We start from the raw sequence: 673 nt of genomic DNA on the forward strand, positions 1-673 counted from the left end.
CCGGGGCCGGATCCCGACGATGTCGCTTACCTGATTTACACCTCGGGCACTACCGGGGTGCCCAAAGGTGTTGCGATTACTCATCGCAACGTGACGCAGTTGTTGGGGTCGTTGGATGCCGGGCTGCCCGATGCCGGGGTGTGGGCGCTGTGTCATTCGTTGGCGTTCGACGTCTCGGTGTGGGAGATCTTTGGTGCGCTGTTGCGTGGTGGGCGCGTGGTGGTGGTGTCGGAGGCGGTGACGGGTTCGCCGCAGGACTTGCATCAGGTGCTGGTTGCTGAACAGGTCAGCGTGTTGACACAGACTCCATCGGCGGTGGCGGCGTTGCCGGTTGAGGGGTTGGAGTCGGTGGCCTTGGCGGTGGTCGGTGAGGCCTGCCCGGTCGAGGTGGTGGATCGGTGGGCGCCGGGGCGGGTGATGGTCAATGCCTATGGCCCCACCGAGACCACCATGTGTGTGGCGATCAGTGCACCGCTGACGCAGGGATCCGGAACGCCGCCGGTCGGCTCACCGGTTTCGGGGGCGGCGCTGTTCGTCCTCGACGAGTGGTTGCGCCCGGTTCCGGCCGGGGTGGTCGGCGAGTTGTATGTGGCCGGTCGCGGGGTCGGGGTTGGCTATGTGGGCCGGACCGGGTTGACCGCGTCGCGGTTCGTGGCCTGCCCATTCGCGCAGT

The 673-nt window shown here is 67.0% G+C and carries 1 protein-coding gene; it reads left to right on the forward strand.

What is annotated here, in order from left to right; all coding sequences use genetic code 11:
* Positions 1-673, forward strand: a 673-nt coding sequence (locus tag A5732_RS02755) for an AMP-binding protein (RefSeq protein WP_142256539.1), incomplete at both ends; no start/stop codon positions are given.

Source organism: Mycobacterium colombiense (genome assembly GCF_001953985.1).
GTDB classification, from domain to species: domain Bacteria; phylum Actinomycetota; class Actinomycetes; order Mycobacteriales; family Mycobacteriaceae; genus Mycobacterium; species Mycobacterium colombiense_B.